Origin of the sequence: Streptomyces sp. NPDC048420, from assembly GCF_040651535.1 — a bacterium.
GTDB lineage: Bacteria > Actinomycetota > Actinomycetes > Streptomycetales > Streptomycetaceae > Streptomyces.
In genome coordinates this window covers 14199-33206 of sequence record NZ_JBEZKG010000015.1, presented here as the reverse complement: position 1 = coordinate 33206, position 19008 = coordinate 14199, and the positions used below count along the sequence as shown (strand labels likewise).

At 69.0% G+C, this 19008-nt stretch carries 17 protein-coding genes and 1 pseudogene; 10 read left to right on the top strand and 8 right to left on the bottom strand.

All coding sequences use genetic code 11. The features are described 5' to 3' along the window. Nucleotides 1–47: 47 nt before the first annotated feature. The gene (locus AB0D34_RS27815) at nt 48–920 is read left to right on the top strand and encodes an alpha/beta hydrolase (protein ID WP_362665965.1); all 873 of its coding nucleotides are present in this window, start codon (nt 48–50) and stop codon (nt 918–920) included. 266 nt (nt 921–1186) lie between these two features. On the opposite strand, the gene AB0D34_RS27810 is transcribed toward AB0D34_RS27815, so the two are convergent. The 3 genes from AB0D34_RS27810 to AB0D34_RS27800 are packed head-to-tail and all read right to left on the bottom strand — an operon-like array spanning nt 1187 to nt 4608. Beyond that, nucleotides 1187–2671, bottom strand: coding sequence for an AMP-binding protein (locus tag AB0D34_RS27810; RefSeq protein WP_362665963.1), 1485 nt, complete (start codon nt 2669–2671; stop codon nt 1187–1189). 37 nt (nt 2672–2708) lie between these two features. Next, complete coding sequence (locus tag AB0D34_RS27805; protein ID WP_362665961.1) at nt 2709–3632, bottom strand: alpha/beta fold hydrolase; 924 nt, start codon at nt 3630–3632, stop codon at nt 2709–2711. Nucleotides 3633–3639: 7 nt separating this feature from the next. Then, nucleotides 3640–4608, bottom strand: a complete 969-nt coding sequence (locus tag AB0D34_RS27800) for an enoyl-CoA hydratase/isomerase family protein (protein ID WP_362665958.1) — start codon at nt 4606–4608, stop codon at nt 3640–3642. 265 nt (nt 4609–4873) lie between these two features. Here AB0D34_RS27800 and AB0D34_RS27795 point away from each other — a divergent pair, with 265 nt between their 5' ends. Then, nucleotides 4874–5557 (top strand): TetR/AcrR family transcriptional regulator, encoded by a 684-nt coding sequence (locus AB0D34_RS27795; RefSeq protein ID WP_362665956.1) that lies wholly within the window; start codon nt 4874–4876, stop codon nt 5555–5557. 34 nt (nt 5558–5591) lie between these two features. Here the strand turns inward: AB0D34_RS27795 and AB0D34_RS27790 are convergent, their stop codons facing one another. Further along, nucleotides 5592–6488 carry a short-chain dehydrogenase/reductase gene (locus tag AB0D34_RS27790; protein WP_362665954.1) on the bottom strand — a complete coding sequence of 299 codons (897 nt, stop codon included), beginning with the start codon at nt 6486–6488 and terminating at the stop codon, nt 5592–5594. A 254-nt stretch (nt 6489–6742) separates the two neighbouring features. Between AB0D34_RS27790 and AB0D34_RS27785 the strand changes: the two genes are divergently transcribed. After that, entirely contained in the window at nt 6743–7276 is a 534-nt protein-coding gene (locus AB0D34_RS27785) for an SRPBCC family protein (RefSeq protein ID WP_362665951.1), read from the top strand. Next, a complete protein-coding gene (locus tag AB0D34_RS27780) occupies nt 7276–8337 on the top strand; it encodes an LLM class flavin-dependent oxidoreductase (protein WP_362665949.1) in 1062 nt (353 codons plus the stop codon). Before AB0D34_RS27785 ends, AB0D34_RS27780 begins: the two co-directional genes overlap by 1 nt. A gap of 66 nt (nt 8338–8403) precedes the next feature. Here AB0D34_RS27780 and AB0D34_RS27775 read toward each other — a convergent pair whose 3' ends face one another. Next, nucleotides 8404–9036: a TetR/AcrR family transcriptional regulator gene (locus AB0D34_RS27775; RefSeq protein WP_362665946.1), complete on the bottom strand. Its 633-nt coding sequence runs from the start codon at nt 9034–9036 to the stop codon at nt 8404–8406. A 91-nt stretch (nt 9037–9127) separates the two neighbouring features. On the opposite strand from AB0D34_RS27775, the gene AB0D34_RS27770 reads away from it, so the two are divergent. Both AB0D34_RS27770 and lpdA read left to right on the top strand, forming a co-directional pair. After that, the gene (locus tag AB0D34_RS27770) at nt 9128–10306 is read left to right on the top strand and encodes a saccharopine dehydrogenase NADP-binding domain-containing protein (protein ID WP_362665943.1); all 1179 of its coding nucleotides are present in this window, start codon (nt 9128–9130) and stop codon (nt 10304–10306) included. A gap of 180 nt (nt 10307–10486) precedes the next feature. Next, entirely contained in the window at nt 10487–11899 is a 1413-nt protein-coding gene (gene lpdA / locus AB0D34_RS27765; protein WP_362665941.1) for a dihydrolipoyl dehydrogenase, read from the top strand. Nucleotides 11900–12136: 237 nt separating this feature from the next. Here the strand turns inward: lpdA and AB0D34_RS27760 are convergent, their stop codons facing one another. Continuing rightward, a complete protein-coding gene (locus tag AB0D34_RS27760) occupies nt 12137–13603 on the bottom strand; it encodes an amidase (protein WP_362665938.1) in 1467 nt (488 codons plus the stop codon). Between the two features lie 323 nt (nt 13604–13926). On the opposite strand from AB0D34_RS27760, the gene AB0D34_RS27755 reads away from it, so the two are divergent. After that, complete coding sequence (locus AB0D34_RS27755) at nt 13927–14229, top strand: helix-turn-helix domain-containing protein (protein WP_362665936.1); 303 nt, start codon at nt 13927–13929, stop codon at nt 14227–14229. A 638-nt stretch (nt 14230–14867) separates the two neighbouring features. Here the strand turns inward: AB0D34_RS27755 and AB0D34_RS27750 are convergent. Both AB0D34_RS27750 and AB0D34_RS27745 read right to left on the bottom strand, forming a co-directional pair. Next, nucleotides 14868–16547 carry a thiamine pyrophosphate-binding protein gene (locus AB0D34_RS27750; RefSeq protein WP_362665933.1) on the bottom strand — a complete coding sequence of 560 codons (1680 nt, stop codon included), beginning with the start codon at nt 16545–16547 and terminating at the stop codon, nt 14868–14870. 24 nt (nt 16548–16571) lie between these two features. Beyond that, the gene (locus tag AB0D34_RS27745; RefSeq protein ID WP_362665931.1) at nt 16572–17066 is read right to left on the bottom strand and encodes a DUF2000 domain-containing protein; all 495 of its coding nucleotides are present in this window, start codon (nt 17064–17066) and stop codon (nt 16572–16574) included. 90 nt (nt 17067–17156) lie between these two features. Here AB0D34_RS27745 and AB0D34_RS27740 point away from each other — a divergent pair, with 90 nt between their 5' ends. The 3 genes and pseudogenes from AB0D34_RS27740 to AB0D34_RS27730 form a co-directional block, all read left to right on the top strand. Then, on the top strand, nt 17157–17639 hold the full coding sequence (locus tag AB0D34_RS27740; protein WP_362665928.1) for an Lrp/AsnC family transcriptional regulator: 483 nt from the start codon (nt 17157–17159) through the stop codon (nt 17637–17639). A 229-nt stretch (nt 17640–17868) separates the two neighbouring features. After that, a complete protein-coding gene (locus AB0D34_RS27735; RefSeq protein WP_362665926.1) occupies nt 17869–18576 on the top strand; it encodes an aminoglycoside phosphotransferase family protein in 708 nt (235 codons plus the stop codon). Between the two features lie 133 nt (nt 18577–18709). Further along, nucleotides 18710–18883, top strand: a pseudogene (locus AB0D34_RS27730) (IS5/IS1182 family transposase); the annotation flags it as partial. Nucleotides 18884–19008 lie beyond the last annotated feature (125 nt).

Sequence of the window (19008 nt, the reverse complement as noted above, 5' to 3'; positions counted from 1 at the left end):
TTAGCTTAACCGTCTAAGACGGTTAGTCGTGCCGAGGAGGCGCATCCATGGGGCAGCCGACAGTGACGACCGGAGTCACACAAGTGGACGGGGTCCGCCTGCATTACGTCCGAGCGGGATCCGGCCCCCTGCTCGTGCTGCTCCACGGCTGGCCGCAGACCTCCGACTGCTGGCGGCCGGTGCTGGCGGATCTCGCGGCCGACCACACTGTCGTGGCGCCCGACCTGCGCGGCTACGGCCTGAGCGACAAGCCCACGGCCGGTTACGACAAGCGGCGGATGGCTGCCGACATCGCCGGTCTCGTTGAAGCGCTCGGCTTCGACAAGGCCGCGGTCGTGGGGCACGACCGCGGCGCCCGGGTGGCGCACCGTTGGGCGCTGGATCGCCCGGAGCAGGTGGAGCGGCTGGCCGTACTCGACATCGTGCCCACCCGGGAGATGTTCCGTCGCTTGGATGCCTCCCTCGCCTCCGGGTACTGGCACTGGCTGTTCCAGATGCAACCCGACCTGCCGGAGCGCCTTGTGGGACGCGACATCCGCGGATATCTCGAGTACTTCTTCGAGCGGTGGACCTACAACCGCCACGGCCTGACATCCGAAGCAGTCGACGCCTACGTCCGGGCGTTCTCCCGTCCGGGGGCCATGCGCGCGAGTTTCGACGACTACCGCGCCATGGAGCAGGACGTCGCCCTCGACGACATCGACGCCGCCGAGGGCCGACGCCTCACCATGCCGGTACTGGCGCTGTGGGGTTCCGTGGGGCTGCCCTCCCGCCTGCCGACGCTGGAGATCTGGCGCGAGTACGCGGACGACGTCATCGGTGCCGAGATCCCGGAGTGCGGCCATTTCATCCCGGAGGAGCAGCCGACAGCGATGCTGGCGCATCTGCGGCCATTCCTGGCTGGCGGGAGGGCTGTTTAGCGCGGGGTCGGTCCATGGCGCATCGAGGATCTCCTTGCGCCGGCGAGGGGCGCCCGAAGAACGCGGCGGCGATAAAGAACCTCGGCGTACGTCGCCGGGGCGAGCCCCCAGCCCAGCGCCCACCCGGTCTGTACGACCCGTAGGGCTCCGGCCACCCACTCACCACCGCAACCGAAGCCCTGAGTGCCGCGCGGCACCACCAGCTGGGGCGTGTCCGTGACCGTCGGAGGCCGACCCCGCGAGTCGGCCTCCGCACGCGATGAAGATCAGGGTGACGCCGGCGAGGGTGCCGGAGGCTCGGCGTGGCCGGCACGCAACGAGGTTTTGTCGATCTTGCCGACCGCGTTCTTCGGGATGGCGTCCACCACGAAGTACGCGGTTGGGCGCTTGTAACCGGTGAGGCTGCGCGCGCAAAGGGCTTTCAGCGCCTCGGAGTCGACTGCCGAACCCGGCCGGGGCTGGACGTAGGCGACCACCACCTCTCCCCACTTCTCGTCGGGTACGCCGATCACCGCGGCTTCGAGCACCGACGGGTCGCCTGCGAGGACGTCCTCGATCTCCTTGGGGTAGATGTTCTCCCCACCCCGGATGATCATGTCCTTCGAGCGCCCGACCAGGGTCAGATAGCCGTCGGCGTCGAGATGGCCCACGTCACCTGTGTGCAACCAGCCGTCGACGATGACCTTGGCCGTCTCGTCCGGACGGCCCAGATAGCCACGCATGACATTGGCCCCCCGTACGACGACCTCACCGTCACCGCCCGGTGCCACTTCGACACCCTCGGCATCGACGATCCGGATCTCCTGGCCGGGGAAGGGCAGTCCCACCGTCCCGGCGCGTCGAGGGCCGGCGACGGGGTTGATGGTGGAGCCGCAGGTTCCTTCGGACAGCCCGTACCCCTCGACGAGCGGAAACCCGTACCGGGCCTCGAACCGGGTCAGCAGCTCGGCGGAGGCGGGGGCCGCGCCGCAGACTCCGAAGCGCAGGGACGAGGTGTCGGGGCGGACGTCGTCCGGGAGCGCCGCGAGCATGCTGTAGATCGTCGGGACGGCGCTGAAGTAGGTGGGGCGCTCGCGCTCGACCACGTCGAAGAAGGTGTCGGGAGCGAATCGGTCGGCGATGGCCATGCTCGCGCCCGCCAGCAACGGTACGAGGGTGCTGACCACGATGCCGTTGACGTGGAACAGCGGAAGGATCAGCAGGCACCGGTCGGCCGGCCCGACCTCCAGCGCCCGACGTCCCATGTCCGCCATGGCGTCGATGTTGGCGTGGTCGAGCATGACGCCTTTGGGAACGCCGGTCGTGCCGCTGGTGTAGATGAGCAGGGCCAGCGCGGACGGGTCCGGAAGGGGCGCTTGATCCGGCTCCGCTGCTCCGTCGTGCAGTTCGCCGACGGCGAGAACGGCAGTCCCGTCCGCCACGGGGACCTCACCGTCTTCGCTCACCAGGAGGCGTGCGCCGGAGTCCTTGAGCTGTCGGGCCACTTCCATGTCGGTCATGCTCGGGTTGACCGGGGTGATGGTGGCGCCGAGCCGCCAGGCGGCGAACAGCAGGAGCACGAACTCGACGCGATTGGTCAGCTTGAGCGCCACGACATCGCCGGGGCCGATCCCGAGGTCCCGGAGATGTCGTGCAGCCGCCTGGACGCGACGCAGCAACTGAACGTTGGAGAGGGTCTGGCGGCTGTCCGAGACCGCGGCCCCGTCGGGTGCGAGGGCCGCGCGGCGGTCGGGCAGAGATGCGAAATTCATGGCGAGGGTGTACCTGTCTCGGTGTGATGCGATCCGGTCACGGAGCTGACGCGGCGGCTGCCGGGGCCAGCTGGCGGGTGAGGAACTCGATCTGGTCGCGCACCAGAACTTCGAAGGTCTCGCCGGTGTAGAAGTCGAAGTGGCCGGCGTCGTACCTCTTGATCTCTCCCTTGGGTGCGGTGCGCGCGTAGCGGAGGGTCTGGGCGGGGGGCGTGACGGAGTCGGTGTCGCTGACGCAGAAGAGGATCGGGACGGTGATCTTCTTGGCCGCACGGCCGGGCCGGTAGGTAAGTATGGTCGGGATGACCCTCGCCGCCACCTCGTTGCGGAACGTCGTTCCCGGGGGCTGCAGCGCCTGGTACCCGGGCAGGGCGTCCGGGGCGTTCATGAGGGCCGACGAGCCGGGGTCGGCGGCGATCGGAACCATCACGGGCGGCTTTCCGCGACCTCTGGCCGCCAGATCGCGGGCCACCACCGGGACGACCTTGAGCGAGGCGGCAGGGCCCAGCGCGAGCGCCGAGGCGAGGCCGTCGGTGAAGGGGCACTGGGCCACGGCCGCACGCAGTTCGGGATGGCGTGAGGCGACGGTGATGGCGTGACCGCCGCCGAACGAGCTGCCCCATACGGCGATGCGGGCGCGGTCGACGTCCGTGCGTGCCTTGACGTAGGCGATGGCGGCGTCCCAGTCGGCGAGCTGACGCTTGATCGACAGGAGCTGGCGGGGGTGGCCGCCGCTGTCGCCGAAGTGCCGGTAGGTGAAGGCCACCGCGGCGATGCCGGCCTGTGCGAAGCGCTCGGCGAACGCGTCCAGGCGCATCTCGCGGACGGCGCCGAGGCCGTGGCCGAGGATGACGACGGGCGGTGACGTGACGCCCGTGGGGAGGTAGAGCCAACCGGCACAGGTGCTGTCGCCGGAAGGGAACGTGATGTCGTGACGGGTGAAGGACTGCGGAGAGGTCATCGTCGGTTCACCGCCCGTCCGTAGGGCGACGGCCCGGCACGCTGCCCGACGCGAGGGACCGCGCGTAGGTGCCGGGTGTGTAGAGCGGGAGTTCGCCGGTGGCGTCCGTCGTCTCCATGTAGTCCAGCATGAGTTCCTGACTTTCCTTCGACATGACCCTGGCGAAGAACTCGGTGCGTTCGACATGCAGACCGTCCTCCAGCGACAGGGAGCCGCCGAAGTACACCGCCCTCTTGGCGGCCTCGACCGTGCCCTTCGACCGCTTTCCGAAGTGCTCGGCGAGTTCGACCGCCTGCGCGACCACCTTGTCCTGCGCGACGACCGTGTCCACCGCCCCGTTGGCGAGGGCCTCCGCGGGCGTGAACGGCTTGCCTTCGAGAATCGCGGCCAGGGACCGGTGGGTGCCGATCAGGCGGGTCAGCCGCTGTGTGCCGCCTCCGCCCGGGATGATGCCGAGGAGGATCTCCGGCTGGCCGATGAAGAAGTCCCCGTCCGCCATGACCCGCAGATCGCACGCCCAGGCGAACTCCGCGCCGAGGCCCAGAGCCGAACCGTTGAGGGCGGCCACGAAGAGGACGCCACTGCGGTTCATCCGGAGGAAGGTCGAGTGCAGACGCTCCAGCTGGAGGGCGCCCCGCATCGGGGTCCTGCGCAGCACAGGTCCGAGGAGACGGGACCGGTCCACGTGCTTCGCCATGCGTACGACGGCGGCGGCACCGCGCCGGCCGACCGTGGGGCTGCTGGCGCCCCCTTCCTGGAGCCACCGGACCGCGGCATGGCTGACGAATCGCTCGGGATGTGCCCCGGTGAAGACGACGGCACGAACGTTCGGATCACGGTCGGCTCGGGTGACCAGCTTTTCCAGCTGCTGGGAGATGTCGAGGCCGAACTCCTGGAGCGGGCCGCCGTCGACCCGGACGACCAGGACGGACCCGCGGTCCTCGATCGCCAGATGGCCCTTGTCTTTGTATGGCATGAGTTCTGCTCCCGTGCTGAGTTCATGGGATGGAAGGCGCATGGAGGACAGCCGCGGATGCGTGTCGCGGCGATGAGGTCGAATCCGCCCCGACAAGCTGCGCCGCACAGGCGGCGGGAGACGAGACTGGACCAGCACGTGATGACGTGTTCCAGGACGGATGCGTGTATCCGAGACGGCACGGCACGTGCGATGTGTACTATTGCCGTGAAGAATTACATAACCAAGTTATTTCGGGTGTGTCAACGGTGGAGGCGCGCGGAACATGGCAGGGCGGGCGAGAGTCGATGACGCACCGGAACGACTTGTGCGGGCGGCCATCGGTCTGCTGGCCGAACAGGGTCCGTCGGCTCTGAAGGTGCGCGCGGTGGCGTCCGCGAGCGGACTGTCGACGATGGTGGTGTACAGCCACTTCGGTGGGATTCCCGAGCTGATGAGTGCTGTTGCCGACCACGGGTTCAAGGAACTCGGCAGAGCGTTCGCCCAGGTGCCGGTGACGGAGGACCCGATCGCCGAACTCCTGGCCATGAACTTGAGCTGCCGTCGGATGGCCCGCGAGAACCCTCACCTCTATGACCTGATGTTCGGGCTGTCCACTCGGGCGACGTACCGGCCTCTGCCGGACACGGACCTTCGCCTGAGCGGGCATTCTCCGGCCTTTCGGGAAGCCCACGCTCATGTCGTCGCGGCGTGCGCGCGGCTCGTGGACTCCGGACGGGTCGAGCCGCAGGAACCCGAAGTCATCGCCGCCCAGCTGTGGAGTTTCGTGCACGGTTACATCACCCTCGAACTGGCTGAGCACTTCGTCGAGTTCGACGACGCCGTGGTGCAGGTGCTCCTGCCGATGGGCGTGAACTTCTGCGTCGGGCTGGGTGACGAGCGGGAACGTGCCGAGGCCTCCCACGAGGCCGGCGTGCGCTTGTACGACTCGATCGTCCAAGGCCGGTGAGAACCCGCGCGGTCGGGCGCCGCCCGGCGTGCGGCTAGGACGCCTTGGTCTCCGCGGCAGAGGTGTCGGCGCTCGGCGTGCGCTGGTCGTTCCGGCCCAGGGCTGCGACCTCCCGTTCGAGGGAGGGAGCCGCCCGGGCGGCGAAGCGCCTCATCCAAGGCCACGCCAATGGCGAATTCAGCGCCGCCTTGGCCCAGTTGGCCACGACGACCGCACGCGGAACGTACACACGGCTGCGTCGGCGCACGAGCCCGTCGACGATCGCGGCGGCAGCCCGGTCGGGGCTCGTGGTGACGTTGCCCGGATAGGGCAGTCGAGCGCGCAGGCCCTGGAACGAGGGGAGGTCCGCCTCGGCGCCCCGGACGAGGTCCGTGTTGATCCAGGAGGGGTGCACCACGCCGACCGTGATCCCGAGGTGTGCCACTTCCTGGCGGTAGGTCAGGGCCAGCAGTTCGGCCCCCGCCTTGCTCGCGCCGTAGGAGGCCATCGCGGCCAGCGGCATGAACGACAGCGCGGACGCCACGACCAGCACGTGGCCACGGCTGCGCTCCAGATGGGGCGTCGCGTACTTCAGAGTGCGGAACACGCCGTTCAGGTTGATGTCCAGGACCCGTTCGAACGACGCGTCGTCCGTCTGCCGCACCGTGCCGTACGCCACGACGCCGGCGTTGGCGACGACGAGGTCGATGCCGCCCATGACGTCAGCGGCCGCGTCGATCGCCGACCGTAGAGCAGCTCCGTCGCGCACGTCGGCCTCACGCCAAGCAGCGGCGGGACCCAGCTCGGCGGCGAGGGCGCGCAACCGATCGGCTTCCAGGCCGATCACGGTCACCCGGGCCCCTCGGGCGGCGGCCAGGCGGGCCACCTTCTCACCGATGCCGCGTGCCGCTCCTGTAACAACCAGCTTCTTGCCCAGCAAGTCACGTTTCATGGCGGCAACATAACTTCGTTATTGAGGGAACACAAGAGACCGCGCACCGCTCGCTGCCCGGCTGGTGTGACGCTCGTGGCCATGACCGCGTACTCACCGGGAAAGGGCGTGACTTCTTCGGCGTGCCGCTTGCGACGGACCGGTGGGAGGCGGCTGGCCGGTCAAGCAGGGCCCTTGACAAGTGGGTCTATCTACGCAACTTTAATGGCCAGGAGCTCATGAATGTTCTTGGCGAGCAAGGAGGCTGCCGGGTCATGGAGTGGACGGGCGCGTGCTATGCGGACAAGCCGACGGTCGAGGTCCATACCTGGATCGCCGCCAGTCCGACCCAGGTGTGGACGCTGGTGTCCGACATCGAGCTGATGCCGCGCATGAGTTCCGAGCTGCAGTCGGTGGAATGGCTGGACGGCGAGAGCGGCCCTGCTCTGGGTGCCCGGTTCGTCGGCCGGAGCAAGCATGAAGCGCTCGGGGAGTGGGCCACCACCTCCCACATCGTCGAGTACGAGCCGCCGAGGAGGCTCGCCTGGGCGGTCGAGGATCCGCAGCACCCGACGGCGATCTGGCGGTTCACGTTGGAGCCGCAGGACGGCGGCACTCTGCTGCGGGAGTGGATGCAGATGGGACCGGCCCGCTCGGGTCTCTCCTTCGCCATCGACCGCATGCCGGAGAAGGAGCAGAAGATCGTCTTCGTGCGGATGCGGGAGTTCGAGGCCAACATGGCCGTCACCGTCGAAGGGGTCAAGAAGCTGGCCGAGAGCGGCCGAACCCCGGGCGAGGCGAGTCTGTGATGCGTACCTCGACCACGATCGAGGCCTCCGGTGGCGACTGGCGGGAGATCGTCGACTACGTCACCGAGGCGGAGAGGCTCGGCCTGGACATCTGCTGGGTCGCGGAGGCATGGGGCTCCGAAGCGCCCTCGCCGCTGGGCTATCTCGCCGCGAAGACGCAGCGCATGCTTCTCGGGTCGGGCATCATCCAGCTCGCCACCCGCACTCCGATGGCCATCGCCCGTGCCGCGATCACGCTCTCGCAGATCTCCCAGGGGCGCTTCCTCCTGGGGCTGGGCCCTTCCGGACCACAAGTGATCGAAGGGCTGCACGGTGTGCCGTTCGATCGGCCGTTGTCGCGGATGCGCGAGACCGTCGAGATCGTGCGACAGGCCGCCTCGGGGGAGAAGGTCTCCCACTCCGGCAGTGCATTCCAGATCCCGGTGCCGGGCGGGGAGGGCAGGCCCATGCGCCTGTCCATGCGCGCCGAGTACGACATCCCCGTCTACCTGGCGACCCTCTCGCCCAAGATGCTGCACCTGACCGGCGAGATCGCCGACGGCTGGCTGGGCACCAGTTTCGTACCCGAGGGCGCCGAGGAGGCGTACTTCGACCACCTGGACGCGGGTCTTGCCGCATCAGGGAGGTCGCGCGCCGACCTCGACATCTGCCAGGGCGCCGAGGTTGCCTTCGCGCGGGACGAGGACGCGCTGCGCGCCATGGTGGCGGGACGCAAGAAAGAGCTGGCCTTCAGCCTCGGCGGCATGGGGTCGGCGACCACGAACTTCTACAACAACGCCTACAGCCGCCAGGGTTGGGCCGAGGTCGCGGCCGAGGTCCGGACCCGCTGGCAGTCCGGAGACCGGGACGGCGCGGCCGCTCTCGTGACCGACGACATGGTGCTGGCCACCACGCTCATCGGAACCGAGGACATGGTGCGCGAGCGGCTGCGCGTGTGGCGCGCGGCCGGAGTCGACACCGTCCGTCTCTACCCCGCGGGTGAGAGCCTCGACGCCCGACTCGCCACCCTGGGCCGGGCCATCGACCTGGTCCGCGACATCGAGGACGAGGCGGCACGGTAGCGAGAGGCCACCGCGGCCGAGGCAGGTCGCCGTACGCCGACGCCGCCCGCCGGGCTCCGCCTCAGATCAACCGCGGGCGCTGATGCCGTCGGCCGCCAGGCCCGACATCAGCAGGTTGATCGCATGGAACGTCCTGGTCAGGGCTTCCTCCCGGTCCGTCGCGGCGGCAATGATCTGGTTGCCCTCACACAGGCCGGCCAGCAGCAGCCGGGCGACGGTGGCGACGGGAACGTCGGGTTGCAGTTCACCGCGTTCGGCCAGAACGGTCAGCAGCCGCTCGATGGGCGGCTGGCCGACGCTGTCGTTGATGTGCCGGTACTGCCCTCCCAGGACCGACGGCGCCTGGGCCATCAGCTCCCGGTGCAGGGGGTCGTCGATGGTCCGCCGCAGGAAGGCGTGCGTGAGGTCGGCGACCGCGGCCATGGCGGGCTGGTCCGACCCTGTCGTACGAAGCGCCTCGCACGTCGCGTCGGCCAGAGCACGGACCTGCTCAAGCAGCTCGGTGTAGAGCTCGGCGAACATCGCCTTCTTGTCCGGGAAGTGGCTGTAGAAGGTGCCCTTGCTGACCCGTGCCGCCCCGGTGATGGCCTCGACCGACGTGTGCGCGAACCCGTTGTCCACGAAAAGTTTCCGTGCGGCCGTCACCAGGTCCGCCCGGGTCTGCTCCGCGTACATCTGTCGTCGGTTTGGCCCTCGCATGCGCACCATCGTATATTCAATGACCTGAGGTCAGTGAATGACCAACGGTCAGTCAAATCGTGACAGTGCCCTCCGGAAGGCAGGCGGAGCCGTGGAAAAGCGCAGGATCGTGTTGCTGGGTGCGACCGGGTACACCGGGCAGCGCGTGCTCCGGGAACTGCTCGCACGAGGGGAGAAACCGACCCTGGTCGGGCGGAGCCGGACCAGGATGCTGGCCCTGGCCGACCGCTTCGAGACGGACCTGCCGGTGACCGAGGCCGACGTCACCTCGACGGCCGAGCTCACGCGCCTCGTGGAGCCCAGCGATGTCGTCGTCTCCACGATCGGTCCGTTCATGCGGCTCGGTATGGCCGCGGTCACGGCTGCCGCGCGGGCGGGGGCCCACTACCTCGACTCGACGGGGGAGGGAACCTTCGCCCGCCGCGTCCTCCTTGAGCTGGACGCCGTCGCGGCCGTCCGGGGAGCGACCCTCGTGCCCGCGTTCGGCTACGACTACGTGCCGGGCAACCTCGCCGGCGCGCTCGCCCTGACGCGGGCGGGGGAGCGGGCACGTCACGTGGAGGCCGGCTACTTCATCACCCGTGCCGGGCAGGGCGACGAGCTGCTCTACCGGAGCACCCTGCGCGACGCGTACACCCTCACCACGGGAGGCACACGTCAGACCCTGGTCGCTGCGGCAGCCGAGGACGGGTTCGCCTACCGCAGCCCGCGCCCCTGGGCCACCGCCCGTGTGGTCGACGAGCGCGTAGGCAAGCGGGTGCGTACTTTCCACTACGGCGGCGTGAAACGAACGACCATGACCGTCCCGGGCACGGAGCATCTCGGACTGCCCGAGGTCTTCCCCCAGTTGGAGAGCGTCGAGGTGGGCCTGGGGTGGTTCGGACGGTGGACGCGCCCGGTGCAGATCGCCGCCACGCTCCAGGCGCCCTTGCTGCGCTCGGCGAAGGTGCGGGCCGCCCTGGAGCGGTGGTCCGAGCGGCTCCCGGGGTCCCAGCGTGAGCCGGACCCCGACGGCCGATCCCTGGTGATCGCCGTTGCCCGCGACAGTCAGGGCCGCCCGTTGGCCACGACTGCCCTCACCGGACCCGATCCGTACGAGATGACGGGATCCCTCCTGGCGTGGGGCGCCGTCCACGCGGCACAGCCGGATGCCGTCCTCAAGCCCGGCGCGCACGGCCCGGTCGCCGCCTTCGGCCTCGACACCCTCAGGCTCGGTGCCGCCGAGGCCGGAGTACACGAAGTCGACGGGGCGTCGGCCCGCCGTAGATGATGACCGGGCGGGCATAGATCACGGCGCCGCGGCGCTGAAGCAGGCGTACGGTAAACCGCTGCCGAGGTGGTGAACCATGTGTTCGCCTCCCTTGTCCGCGAGTTGATGAACAGGTTGTTCGATCGGGAGCGAGTCGGCCCCTCGTGGGGGCAGGCCGCCCCAGCGGAAAGGAAGCCGTCCATGGACGAGCAGGGTGACCACTTCGACGTCGTCGTACTCGGCGCGGGCCCCGGAGGATACGTAGCCGCCATCCGGGCCGCCCAACTGGGCAAGCGCGTCGCGGTCGTCGAGGAGAAGTACTGGGGCGGCGTCTGCCTGAACGTGGGCTGTATCCCCACCAAGGCCCTGCTGCGCAACGCCGAGCTCGCACACATCTTCACGCGCGAGGCGAAGACCTTCGGCATCAAGGTGGACGGGGAGGTCTCCTTCGACTACGGCGAGGCCTTCCGCCGCAGTCGGAAGGTCGCGGACGGCCGGGTCAAGGGCGTCCACTACCTGATGAAGAAGAACAAGATCACGGAAATCAGCGGTCGCGGCACCTTCCTCGACCCGCACACGCTCCAAGTGGCCGACTACGACGGCAACACCCGCACCGTCGGCTTCGATCACTGCATCATCGCCGCCGGGGCGAGCCCCAAGCTGCTGCCCGGCACCCGTCGTACGTCGCGCGTGGTGACGTTCGAGGAGCAGATCCTCGCCGAGGACCTGCCGCAGTCGATCGTGATCGCGGGCGCCGGGGCCATCGGCGTCGAGTTCGCCTACGTTCTGCACAACTACGGCGTCAAGGTCACCATCGTCGAGTTCCTGGACCGGATCGCCCCGCTGGAGGACGCCGAGGTCTCCGCCGAACTGGCCAAGCAGTACCGGAAGTTGGGCATCGACGTCCTCACCTCGACCCGCGTCGAGTCGATCGACGAGTCCGGCCCGCAGGTCCGCGTCACGGTCACCGGCAAGGACGGCGCCCAGCAGGTTCTGGAGGCCGACAAGGTCCTGCAGGCGATCGGCTTCGCGCCGAACGTCACCGGGTACGGCCTGGAGAACACCGGCGTGCGGGTCACCGAGCGTGGCGCGATCGACGTCGACGGCCGTTGCCGTACCTCCGTCCCGCACATCTACGCCATCGGCGACGTCACCGCGAAGCTGATGCTCGCGCACGCCGCCGAGGCCATGGGCGTGGTCGCCGCCGAGACGATCGGGGACGCGGAGACCATGGAGCTGGACTACGTGATGATCCCGCGATCCACCTTCTGCCAGCCGCAGATCGCCAGCTTCGGCTACACCGAGGCGCAGGCGCGGGAGAGGGGCTACGACGTCCAGGTCGCCAAGTTCCCGTTCACCGCGAACGCCAAGGCCCATGGCCTGGGCGACGCGAGCGGGTTCGTGAAGCTGATCAGCGACGCCAAGTACGGCGAGCTCCTCGGCGGTCACCTCATCGGCCCCGACGTCACCGAACTCCTCCCCGAGCTGACCCTGGCCCAGCAGTGGGACCTCACGGTCCACGAGGTCGCTCGCAACGTCCACGCCCACCCGACCCTCGGCGAAGCGGTCAAGGAAGCCGTCCACGGCCTCGCCGGCCACATGATCAACATGTAGCGGGATGCTGACAGGCATCCGTGACGTCGCCGAGATCTGCGACCTGGCCGCGCCCCCGGCCGGGTCGCGATCCGGTTGGCTGCGGCGCTGAGGGCGTCGTATGCGATGCGGTCGTAGCCGACGAGGTTCGCGGTGTGCTCCGGGGAGGAGGCGGGCGGAACCCGGCGGCAGCCGTGACACGCGGCGGGGGCCGGTGGTGTGCGCAGCCTTCCTGGTCCCCGGGCCGGGCGGTCAGATTCAGGCCAGGGCCGGAGGCGGTACGAAGCCGTCCACTTCCCGGCCGAGCAGTGCGGCGAACTCGATGGTGGTGAGATCGCCTCCGCTCGGGCCCATGGCCTGCAGACCGACGGGCAGTCCGTTCCTGCCCTTGCGCACCGGGATGGTCGTGGCCGGCCCTCCGGAGACGTTGGCGACGGCGCTCCACTTGACCTGGTCCCAGTAAGGGCGTCGTACACCGTCGACCTCGAAGGGCCGCCCGAACCAGTCGATCAGCTTGTTGTGATGAGCGGGGGCGGCCGTCGGGGTGACCGGCATGAGCACGACGTCGAAGTCCTGGAAGAACTCGAACCAGCGCTGCCGGAGCTCGTTGCGCACCATGTTGGCCTGCAACCAGTGGAAGTGGGACTGGAAGGTTCCGCGCAGGGCAGGACCGGCGTCGCCCCGCGGATTCTGGACGAACCGGGCCAGCGTCGCGGCACTGGGGGCAGGAGCGAGACCGGTGCGGTCGCCCGCGCCGAAGAGCAGAGGCGAAAAGGCCTTCTGGTGATTCGTCCCTATGTCGACAGGGAGACTCGCGGGTTGGACGGTGATCTTTGCGCCGGCTCTACGCAGCACGGTGACCGCATCGTCCATGGCTTCCCTGATGTCGCCGTCGACCGGACACGAGGGATCCTCACTCCAGACGGCGACCCGGAAATCGGCGAGCCTGGTCGCGCGCGGCGGTGCGAGCGTGTAGCTGAAACCACCGTCGTAGTCGGCCGGTCCGACCGTCGCCCGCAGGATCGGGACGAGATCACGGGCGTCTCGGACCTGGGCGCCGCCGCAGGCCATGTCGGCTTCCGTCCATCGTCCCGCGCCCGGGCCGTAGGGAACATGTCCGATGAGCGGGATCGACCGCCAGGTCGACTTGTGGCCGTACAGGCCGTTGAAGTGGGCCGGGATCCTGGTCGATCCGCCGATTTCCGAGCCGAAGTCGAACGCGGTGAGGCCCGCGGCGGTGGCGACGGCGCCGCCTCCGGCGGATCCGCCCGAGGTGCGGGTGGTGTCCCACGGGTTGGATGAGGGGCCGAATACCGGGTTGTCGGCCTGGACGTCCTGGTTGCCCGGAGGCATGTTGCTCTTGCCCATGATCACCGCACCGGCCGCGCGCAGCCGCTTGACCGCCTCGGCGTCCTGGTCGGGCACGTAGTCCTTAAGATCCATGCGCCCGCAGACGGTGCGCATGCCCGCGGTCTCGTAGCTGTCCTTCACCGTGATCGGCACGCCGTGCAGCGGACCGCGGGCCTGCCCCGCCGCCCGCTCGGCGTCGGCTTTCCCCGCCTCGCGGCGGGCACGCTCGGGGTCCAGGGTCACCACCGCGTTCAGTGCGGTGTTGTGGACGGCGATCCGCTCGAGATAGATCTCGACGAGTTCCCGGCTTGAGATCTCACCCGCGGCCAGCGCGCGTGACTGCTGCACGGCGGACTGGAAGGGGACGTCACTCACGGCATGCCTCATCTCTGACTCTGACGGCGCCGAGTGGAATGGCGGTCGTAATATTACATTCGGCAGACCATAGGTCGAGGTCGGGGGGGAAGGGCAATGGCCCTGCGGAAGGGGATCCTGCGGCGCGGCACGAGCGGACGGCGCGGAGCGGAGCCGAGCTTCGAGAGGCCCAGCCGACCTCCTCGCCGAGGAACGGCGCACGCGGGCCGCGTCGACACCAGGATTCCGGGGACTTGAGGAGCCTCGTCCGCGACTGCCGGCACCGGGGCAAGCGCGGCGTCGGATGCCACGCAAGGTGGTCCGAGTGCGATGGGAGAGCCCGCATGCCCGAACCCAGTGCGCAACTACGGCGCCCCCTGGGCGTCTCTGGCCCGCCACGTGACCCAGCCCGGGACGCCCAGATCCTTCGCGCGGCCACGGAGCTGCTCACCGAGGGCGGATATCCGGCACTGACCATGGACAAGGCCGCGACACGAGCCGGGGTGGGCAAGGCGACCGTGTACCGGCGCTGGAAGTCCCGCGCGGAACTCGCCGCGGAGGCGCTGGACCAAGTCGGTCTCACCGACGATCTCGTGCCGGTCACTATCGGGCCGGGCGACTTCGCGAGGAACTCATTGCGACGATGAACCGCGCCACGGCCTGGTCCGGCAACTACGTCGACTCCCTGCACCCGGCCATCGAGGGCGTGCTGGCCCAGGCGGTGGAGCGCGGCGATCTGCCCCCGCGCAGGGCCACTCCCTCAGAAGGTCACTCGAAGGCGTCCCCGCCGCCCTCACTCCTGTTCCGCTGGGGCTCGTCCGCGGCCGGCAGATCGGCGACGACGGCATCGCGACGATCGTCGACACCGTCCTCATGCCCTTGCTCTGACGACCATGCGTGCAGCGTCACCGACAGGCGGTTGATCAGAAGCGTCCGCTCTCTGTACCCCGACCCACAGCCGTCCCTCATCGCCATGCTCCGACGTCGCTACCCGTGACGGGGCGTCACCGGCGCACGGTGGCACACCCCAGCTTCTCGGAAATCTCGTCGGGCCACGTTCACTTGTACGCGGACACCGGTCAGCCCGTCGCGTTCGCCCGTATCGACCTCGGCCTCGCGGAGGCATGCCATCGGTTCGCCGCGTGGAGCTAGCTAGATGATGCTGTTCTGGCGCGCGCCCGGCTGTTGGGCGCGGCCAGGCAACGTGGTCTAGATCCACGGCAGTTGCCCCGCCGGGTCGGTGACCACCTGCACTGCTCACTGATCTCGCTGGGTTGGTGGCCTCTCAGCGGGTGTTGCGCTCCGCCACCGCCCTGGCCGTGTCGCTGAGTACTTGTGGCAGATCGTGCTTACCAACGATCACTTCGAGGAACCGGATGCGATCGGTATGCGCCGAGAGCCGGGCGAGTGCGTCGTGGAGTTCGCCGAGGGTGCGGGCCTGCGCGGTGACGGCGTCGGCGCCGAGAGCTCCGGGGACGGCCTGCCAGTCCCACCGGCTGATGTCGTTGTAGGCCGCGTTCCATCCGTGGATCGCTCGTTCGACCGTGTAGCCGTCGTTGTTGACGAGAACGATGATCGGGGCGAGGCCCTCGCGGGCGATGGTGCCGATCTCCTGCACCGTCAGCTGAGCCGCGCCGTCCCCGATGATGAGGACGGCGCGCCGGTCCGGCGATGCCGCGAGCTGAGCGCCCGCCACGGCGGGCAGGCTGTAGCCGATGGAGGACCAGCCGGGCTGCGCGACGACCTCGACGTCGGTCGGCAGTCGCTGACCGAGGAGGCCGTAGAACGCCGTTCCCTGGTCGGCGGCGATGATGTCGCCCCGTTGGAAGAAGCGGCCGAGCCGGTCCCAGAGCAGATCCTGGTTGAGCGGAGTGGAGGGGGCGTCGGCTGTGGGGCCGGCGGGCAGGGCGGCGTCGGTTGCGGGTGCGACTGTGTCGAGGGCGGCCGGGACCAGGCGGGCGAGCTCGTCGAGTGCCTGGTGGATGGTGACGCCCTCGAACAACTGCGCACCGACGGTGGCGTACGAGGGCTGGATGCCGATCAGGCGGGACGCTTCGATGCCGGTGGTGAACCCGCCCGTGTTGAGGTCGTGTTCGACCAGGCCGACACCGATGGTCACGTCCACCCGTTCGACCTTGTGCCGGACCTCCGGCGCGGATATCGCCCCGTTGTAGACGCCGACGAACCCAGGAAGGGATTCGTCGACAACCCCCTTGCCGCTGGGGGTGACGGCCACCGCCAGCGGCCCCTTGCGCAGAAGTGCGTCGAGCTCCGGCCGGACCCCGTGGCGCGCGGCGAGGGAGTCCACCAGCACGGTGACCTCGGCGTCGTCGGTCAGGAGCCGGTCCGCGGCTTCGGTGAAGTCACGCACCCTGTCCCTCGCGCTTCCACGCACCGAACCGGTAGCGGGCATAGGGTCGACGGTTCCCGGGAGCGGCATGCCGACCAGGTCGGAGGGCAACGCCAGGTACCCCGGCTTCTTCTCCCGCAGGACGGTGGCGACGACCCGGTCGATCTCCTGCACCGCCATCTCCTCGGTGACAGTCGCGGCGGCGCAGGTGACCTCCTGTGCCGCGCGCAGGAAGTGGCGGTGGTCGCCGTCGAGCAGACTGTGATGGACGGGCAAGCCCCGGCGCTGGATCTCTCGGGTAGGGACGCCGACGACATGCAGGACGGGCACGCTTTCGGCGTAGGATCCGGCGATGCCGTTGATCGCGGACAGTTCGCCGACGCCGTAGGTGGTGACGAGGGCGGCGAAACCGTTGAGCCGGGCGTAACCGTCGGCCATGTAGGCCGCGTTGAGCTCGTTCGCGTTGCCGATCCAGCGCAGGAGGGGGTGGGCGTCGATCTCGTCGAGGAGTGCGAGATTGTAGTCGCCGGGCACGCCGAAGACATGGCGCACGCCGGCGGCGGCGATTCGGTCCAGCAGATATCCGCTGATGGTGGACAGGGATTCCTGGCTCATGAGGTCCTTGCCTTCTCGAAGCGCTCAGCCCAGCAGGGGCAGCTTTCCGACGATCTTGGAAACTCGGTTGCGGGGGCCGACGATGCTGACCGCGCAGTAGTCCAACTCCGCGCTGTCGGTGTTCTCCACGGATGCGGCGTAGTCGGTGTAGACGAGGGTGTGCTGGGCGACGACGGGCATGTCGGCGACGAAGGTGTCCGCGTACGAGGCCGCTTTCTCGCGGATGGCGCGCAACGCGGCCGGATCGGCGGCGAGCACCGAGCAGCCCACCCAGGGCAGCGCCGGGTGGAGGGACCCCGTGGAGTCGGAGACGTCGGCCCCGAGCAGGCCGGGAACCCGAGCGACGGTAGGAGCCGCAGCGCAGACCGCGGCGTTCGCGGCGCGGCCCGGAGGTAGCTCGCTGTTGACGACGATCACCCATTTCAGGCGAGCCGAGCGGGTCGACAGGCTGAGGTCGACCTCGCTGGGGGAGAAGCCGACCACGGCGCCGTCGGACTGGTTGACCGTAGCCACACTCATGGCCTGTCTCCTCATCTCGTACGGAAGATGTGCGAGATGCTAGATACAACTACGGAAGTAATCCAACGAGTCCGTACTTATGACGGAGGGATGGTTCCTGTGACGGCCATCGACGAACTTGATACGGCGATCTTGCGGGAATTGCAGTCGGATGCACGGAAGACCAACCGGGAGGTTGCCGCAGCAGTCGGGGTGTCCCCGACTACGGCGCTCGACCGTACGCGGGCCCTGCGCCGACGAGGGATCATCCGTGGCGCGATCCTCGACGTGGACCTCCCCGCGATCGGGCGCCCCGTGCAGGCACTCATCGCCGTGCGCGTCCGGCCACCGTCCCGCCCGGTGATCGAGAGCTTCCGCAACTGGGCCATGGGCCTGCCGGACATTCTCGGCGTCTTCGTCACCACGGGCACCGAGGACTTCATCCTTCACGTCGCCGTTCCTGACAACTCCAGTCTTTATGCCTTCATCATCGACCGCCTCACCGAACGACCGGAGGTCGCCGATGTGCGCACCTCGATCGTCTTCGAGCACCTCACCAACAACCACATCAGCCCGGCGCACGGCACCGCCTGATCGTCAGAGACTGTCTGAGCAACGGCGTCCCCAGCGGAGTCCGGCATCGGTGGCGATCGCGGCGGCGCAGGCTTTTTCAGAGGCCCTCCAGGTCGTGTTTCACAGAGGGCTGGTCTGTCGGGTTGGCCGTTCGGGGAAGTCGCGGGCGGCCGGCCGCTGCCGCCCCTGGAGGAGAAGAGAGCAGGCACGGTGGGGGAGGGTGTGGTCCCGCGGGGGATAGGGTCGGGGAATGCAGGCGGGGGAGTTACTCGGATCCGGCCGCAGCGCGGATGTCTTTGCCGTCGATGACCAGTGGGTTCTTCGGCGGTATCGGGAGGGCGGCGACGCCAGGGCCGAAGCGGCGGTAATGGGTTACCTGGCGGAGCGCGGGTATCCGGTGCTCAGGGTCCTGGACCGGGCGGGTGCCGGGTCGGCGGAGCTGCCTCGAACCGATCTGGTGATGCAGCGGCTGCACGGCCCGTCCATGCTGGGGGCGCTGCAGCGTGGCATGATCACGGCCGGCGAAGCGGGATCGGTGCTCGCCGATCTGCTGCGCCGTTTGCACGCTGTCCCGGCCCGGATCTGTGCCGATCCCGCCGACCGTATCCTCCACCTGGACCTGCATCCGGACAACGTGATGCTCACAGCGCAAGGGCCGATGGTGATCGACTGGTGCAACACCGAGGAAGGGCCACCCGGACTGGACTGGGCCATGTCGTCCCTGATCCTGGCGCAGGCCGCCGTCGGCACCACGGCTGTGGCGGAGCCGGCCCGCGCGGTGCTCGCTTCCTTGCTGACCCGCCCTGGCCCCGCGGTCGCCCTGTGGAACACCAACTCCGGATGCCTGTCGGAAGCCAGGAGGAGGCGGGCAGCCGACCCGTCCATGAGCCGGAGCGAGACGCGTCTCCTCGCTGACGCCACGGAGTTGATACTCGAACTGACGCCTGCCCGGTCTTGAACAAGAAGCTCCGGCGTCGCCGAGCACTGCGTGAGTGGCGGGGTGGTTCGGTAGCTGGTGGGGTGTGGGTTTCAACTCTCCATGAGTGCCGAGGCGTCCAGCATGGGTCAACGTCCCCTGCCGCGTGAACAGGGTCAGCTGCTGCGCCTGGCGTGCTCTGCCCCCCTGCTTCGGGATATCGAGGTCGACCGCCCACGGCAGATTCCTGATCTGGTCGAAAGCCGGTGTCTGGGGCTCCTCCGTGAAGCCGTAATACACCGGCTCGACGATCTCCACCGTCGTCCTCGACATCGCCCACGTCCGCGCCATAAACGAGCCACGATCCTCAGCGCAGCCCGTACTTCAAGCCCCAGCGACTCCACCTGGGCGTTCTCGGACGCGCCGCAGCCTTGTGCCGTTACAAGAGACTCGTCCGCCTCACCACGTAGGACA

Bases quoted from the DNA above. Each gene is read 5' to 3' on its own strand.
- AB0D34_RS27790 (WP_362665954.1), bottom strand. From the start codon at position 6,488: ATGAAACGTGACTTGCTGGGCAAGAAGCTGGTTGTTACAGGAGCGGCA.
- AB0D34_RS27805 (WP_362665961.1), bottom strand. From the start codon at position 3,632: ATGACCTCTCCGCAGTCCTTCACCCGTCACGACATCACGTTCCCTTCC.
- AB0D34_RS27750 (WP_362665933.1), bottom strand. From the start codon at position 16,547: ATGAGCCAGGAATCCCTGTCCACCATCAGCGGATATCTGCTGGACCGA.
- AB0D34_RS27800 (WP_362665958.1), bottom strand. From the start codon at position 4,608: ATGCCATACAAAGACAAGGGCCATCTGGCGATCGAGGACCGCGGGTCC.
- AB0D34_RS27780 (WP_362665949.1), top strand. From the start codon at position 7,276: ATGCGTACCTCGACCACGATCGAGGCCTCCGGTGGCGACTGGCGGGAG.
- AB0D34_RS27815 (WP_362665965.1), top strand. From the start codon at position 48: ATGGGGCAGCCGACAGTGACGACCGGAGTCACACAAGTGGACGGGGTC.
- AB0D34_RS27735 (WP_362665926.1), top strand. From the start codon at position 17,869: ATGCAGGCGGGGGAGTTACTCGGATCCGGCCGCAGCGCGGATGTCTTT.
- AB0D34_RS27810 (WP_362665963.1), bottom strand. From the start codon at position 2,671: ATGAATTTCGCATCTCTGCCCGACCGCCGCGCGGCCCTCGCACCCGAC.
- AB0D34_RS27755 (WP_362665936.1), top strand. From the start codon at position 13,927: ATGCCCGAACCCAGTGCGCAACTACGGCGCCCCCTGGGCGTCTCTGGC.
- lpdA (WP_362665941.1), top strand. From the start codon at position 10,487: ATGGACGAGCAGGGTGACCACTTCGACGTCGTCGTACTCGGCGCGGGC.
- AB0D34_RS27795 (WP_362665956.1), top strand. From the start codon at position 4,874: ATGGCAGGGCGGGCGAGAGTCGATGACGCACCGGAACGACTTGTGCGG.
- AB0D34_RS27775 (WP_362665946.1), bottom strand. From the start codon at position 9,036: ATGCGAGGGCCAAACCGACGACAGATGTACGCGGAGCAGACCCGGGCG.
- AB0D34_RS27745 (WP_362665931.1), bottom strand. From the start codon at position 17,066: ATGAGTGTGGCTACGGTCAACCAGTCCGACGGCGCCGTGGTCGGCTTC.
- AB0D34_RS27740 (WP_362665928.1), top strand. From the start codon at position 17,157: ATGGTTCCTGTGACGGCCATCGACGAACTTGATACGGCGATCTTGCGG.
- AB0D34_RS27785 (WP_362665951.1), top strand. From the start codon at position 6,743: ATGGAGTGGACGGGCGCGTGCTATGCGGACAAGCCGACGGTCGAGGTC.